The organism is Asanoa sp. NPDC050611 (genome assembly GCF_040654855.1).
In the GTDB taxonomy this organism is placed as follows: Bacteria; Actinomycetota; Actinomycetes; order Mycobacteriales; family Micromonosporaceae; genus Asanoa.
Genome location: NZ_JBFAIU010000536.1, coordinates 1 through 3,393, shown reverse-complemented (window position 1 = coordinate 3,393; position 3,393 = coordinate 1). Strand labels below are relative to the sequence as shown.

Annotated in this window: 3 protein-coding genes; 2 read left to right on the top strand and 1 reads right to left on the bottom strand. The window is 73.0% G+C overall.

All coding sequences use genetic code 11. From position 1 onward, the window contains the following. Positions 1-248: 248 nt before the first annotated feature. Positions 249-449 (top strand): hypothetical protein, encoded by a 201-nt coding sequence (locus AB0H87_RS39745; RefSeq protein WP_360158345.1) that lies wholly within the window; start codon positions 249-251, stop codon positions 447-449. A 225-nt stretch (positions 450-674) separates the two neighbouring features. On the opposite strand, the gene AB0H87_RS39740 is transcribed toward AB0H87_RS39745, so the two are convergent. Then, positions 675-2,873, bottom strand: a complete 2,199-nt coding sequence (locus tag AB0H87_RS39740; protein WP_360158342.1) for an MMPL family transporter — start codon at positions 2,871-2,873, stop codon at positions 675-677. Between the two features lie 171 nt (positions 2,874-3,044). Between AB0H87_RS39740 and AB0H87_RS39735 the strand changes: the two genes are divergently transcribed. Then, the coding region (locus tag AB0H87_RS39735) for a DUF998 domain-containing protein (RefSeq protein ID WP_360158340.1) at positions 3,045-3,393 on the top strand (349 nt) is incomplete at its 3' end.

Genomic DNA, 3,393 nt, shown 5'->3' with positions numbered 1-3,393 from the left:
GGTCGACCGGGCCGGTGACGGCCCGATGCCCGGCAACGCGAAGGCGGGCGAGGTCGTCACCGCCGGCGCCTCCTGCTCGCCGTCGTGGAGGGCGTGATGACGATCCTCGCCTCGTGGCTGTCCCGCCAGCCCCGCGACGTCGAGATCGAGATCGACGGGCAGCGCTTACGGGACCGAGCTGCGGACGGTGCTCGCCGACCCGGCAGCGGGCGGCTTCGACGTCACCCTGCTCCCGAACCCGACCGCCGGTGAGCTGCGCGATCGGCGACTTCGCCGCCCAGTGCGGCCGCGACGACCTGGCGCTGGTCTACCTGTCGTGCCACGCCGTGCTCGACACCCGCCGGCGGCTCTGGTTCGCCGCCGCGGACACGGTCAAGTCCCGAGGCCGAGGCGGCGAGGATCGTCGAGGCGGCTCGTGCGCTGTCAGGCGAGATCCGCCAAGAGGCTGAGGAGACCGCCGCACGGGCCTGGAGGACGGCGGCCAAGCCCGACGCCGACGCGCTCATCGCCGCTGCGAGCCGGAAGCCGACGCCCGATCTCCAGGACACGCAGCCGGGAACTGCCACAGTCCGGCCCGCCGTGACGCAACGCGGGCCCGCTTCGCCTCACCACCCGAGGCGTCGTTCACGACCATGTTCGAGTGCTTGCCTGGCTGGTCGAGGTCTCCAGCCTGCTCAGCCGCTCGTGATGTCCGCGAGGGCCGGCTCGCGGTCGGGCTCGTCGAGCCGTCGGCGGAGCTTCGCGCCCTCGAGGTCGACGTCGGGCAGCAGGCGGTCGAGCCAGCGCGGCAGCCACCACGCCGCGCGGCCCAGCAGGGACATCACCGCCGGGACCAGGGTCATCCGGACCACGAAGGCGTCGATCGCGACGCCGACCGCCAGGGCGAAGCCCATCGACTTGATGACCGGGTCGTCGAGCAGGATGAAGCCCGCGAAGACCGCGGTCATGATCAGGGCGGCCGCGGTGACGACGCGGGCTCCGTGGCCCATGCCGTTGATCGTGGCGCGGGTCGGTGGGTCGCCGTGCACGAAGTCCTCGCGCATGCGGGACACCAGGAAGACCTCGTAGTCCATCGCGAGGCCGAACAGGATGCCGATCAGCAGGATCGGCAGGAAGCTGACCAGCGGCCCCGGCGTGTCCAGGCCGACCAGCCCGGCCAGGTGACCCTGCTGGAACACCAGCGTGGTCAGCCCGAACGTCGCGCCGACCGTGAGCAGGAAGCCGAGCGCCGCCTTGACCGGCACCAGCACCGACCGGAACACCACAGCCAGGAGCAGGACCGAGAGGCCGACGACCAGCAGGAGGTACGTCGGCAGCGCGCTGGACAGCTTCGACGACACGTCGATCCCGACGGCGGTCTGGCCGGTCAGCGCGACGTCGGCCCCGGCGACCGACCGGGCGCGGTCGCGGACCTCGTGCACGAGCGTCTCCGTCGCCGGGTCCGTCGGCCCGGTCCTGGGCAGCACGCCGAGCAGCGCGGTCTTCCCGTCCTGGCTCAGGTTCGGGGGTGTCACGGCGAGGAGGTCGGGCGTACCCGCCAACCGGTCGGAGACCTGGGCCACCGCGGCGGTCGTGTGGGCCGCGCTGTCGGTGCTGACGACGAGCGCTAGCCGCCCGGTGAAACCGGGCCCGAACCCCTCGGTGATCAGGTCGTTGGCGTCCCGGGTGGGGCTGCCGACGGGCGCGGTGCTGGCATCCGGCAGCGCGAGCCGCATGTCGAGGGCCGGGAGCGCGAGGGCGCCGAGCCCGAGCACACCGACCAGCAGGAGCGGCACCCGCAGCCTGATCACCTGACGGGCCCACCGGAAGCCGGCCGCTTCGCGCCGGTCCCGTCGGCGGCGCGCGTGGTGGCCTTCGACCGTGCGGGCCCTGCGGGGCAGCACCCGCCGGCCGGCGAAGCCCAGCAGCGCGGGCAGCAGCGTGACCGCGACCAGCACCGCGACCGCGACCGTGCCGGCCGCGGCCAGGCCCATCACGGTCAGGAACGGGATGCCGACCAGCGCCAGCCCGGCCAGCGCGATCACCACCGTGCCGCCGGCGAAGAGCACGGCCGAGCCCGCCGTGCCGAGCGCCCGGCCGGCGGCGTCGTCGAGCGCGCGACCGTCCCGGACGTGCTGCCGGTAGCGGGACGTGATGAACAGCGAATAGTCGATGCCGACCGCGAGCCCGAGCATCAGCGCGAGGATCGGCGCGGTGCTGGTGAGCCCGACGACGCCGCTGAGCGCGAACAGCCCGGCCATGCCCGCGCCGACGCCGATCAGCGCGGTCAGCATGGTCATCCCGGCGGCGACCAGCGAGCCGAGCGTGACCACGAGGACGACCAGCGCGATCAGCACGCCGACGCCCTCGGTGCCGCCCAGCTCCGGCTCGTTGTGCATGACCTCGCCGCCGTGCTCGACCCGCAGGCCGGCGGCCTCGGCGGCGGCGCCGGTGTGGGCGTACGCGTCGCGCTGGGCGTCGGTGATCGCGTCGTCCCGCTCCCGGAACTGCACCTGGACCAGGGCGTGCCGGTTGTCCGGGGAGATGGCCCCACTTCGGTACGGGTCGACCGCGGCGACCGCGCCCGGCAGCGCGCCGGCCTCCTGGACGACGGCGGCGACCGCCGCGTGGGCGTCCGCGTCTCGCAGGGTCCGGCCCGTCGGCGCGGCGATCACGATCGTCCCGGTGGTCCCGCTCGCCTCGGGGAACTCCCGGCTCAGCGCGTCGATGGCCCGCTGCGACTCGGTGCCCGGCATCGTGAAGTCGCTCGAGGTGGGCTTCATGAGCGCGGCCGCCGCGGCGCCGAGCGCGACGAGCACGACGAGCCAGAGGGCGACGACGAGCCGGCGCCGGCGGAACGAGGCGCGACCCAGGCGGTAGAGGACGGTGGCCATGTCTCCCTCGGACAAATGGGGGCGATCTGCCACGGACCTTTCCCGACGAACCTGATGATCGGCTCCCAGATTGCGTCAGATGTGGGGAACGTCCTATTCGGAGACCGAGAGTGATCACCCGACTACCCGGATAGCTCCTTGAAAAGCGAAAAATCATGCCAAACTGGCGCGGTGCGACCGGTGCCGTGGTGGGCCGTGATCCCGGCGATCCTGGCCACGATCTTTCTCCTTGGTGGGCTCGTGCTGTCCACGTCCCGCCAGAACGCCAGCTACAACTCGGTCCGCGACACCATCAGCTACCTCGGCGGGGTCGGCGCGACCGACCGCTGGATCATGGTGATCGGCCTGTTCGGCATGGGGCTGTGCTACATCCTGGTCGGCATCGGCCTACGCCCGGCCTACCTGATGGGCCGCATCACGATGGTCGTCGGGGGCACGCTCTCCCTGGCGTCGGCCTTCTTCCCCCAGCCGGCGGTGGGCAACTCGGCGATCCACGGCCTGCTCGCCGGGGCGGGGTTCG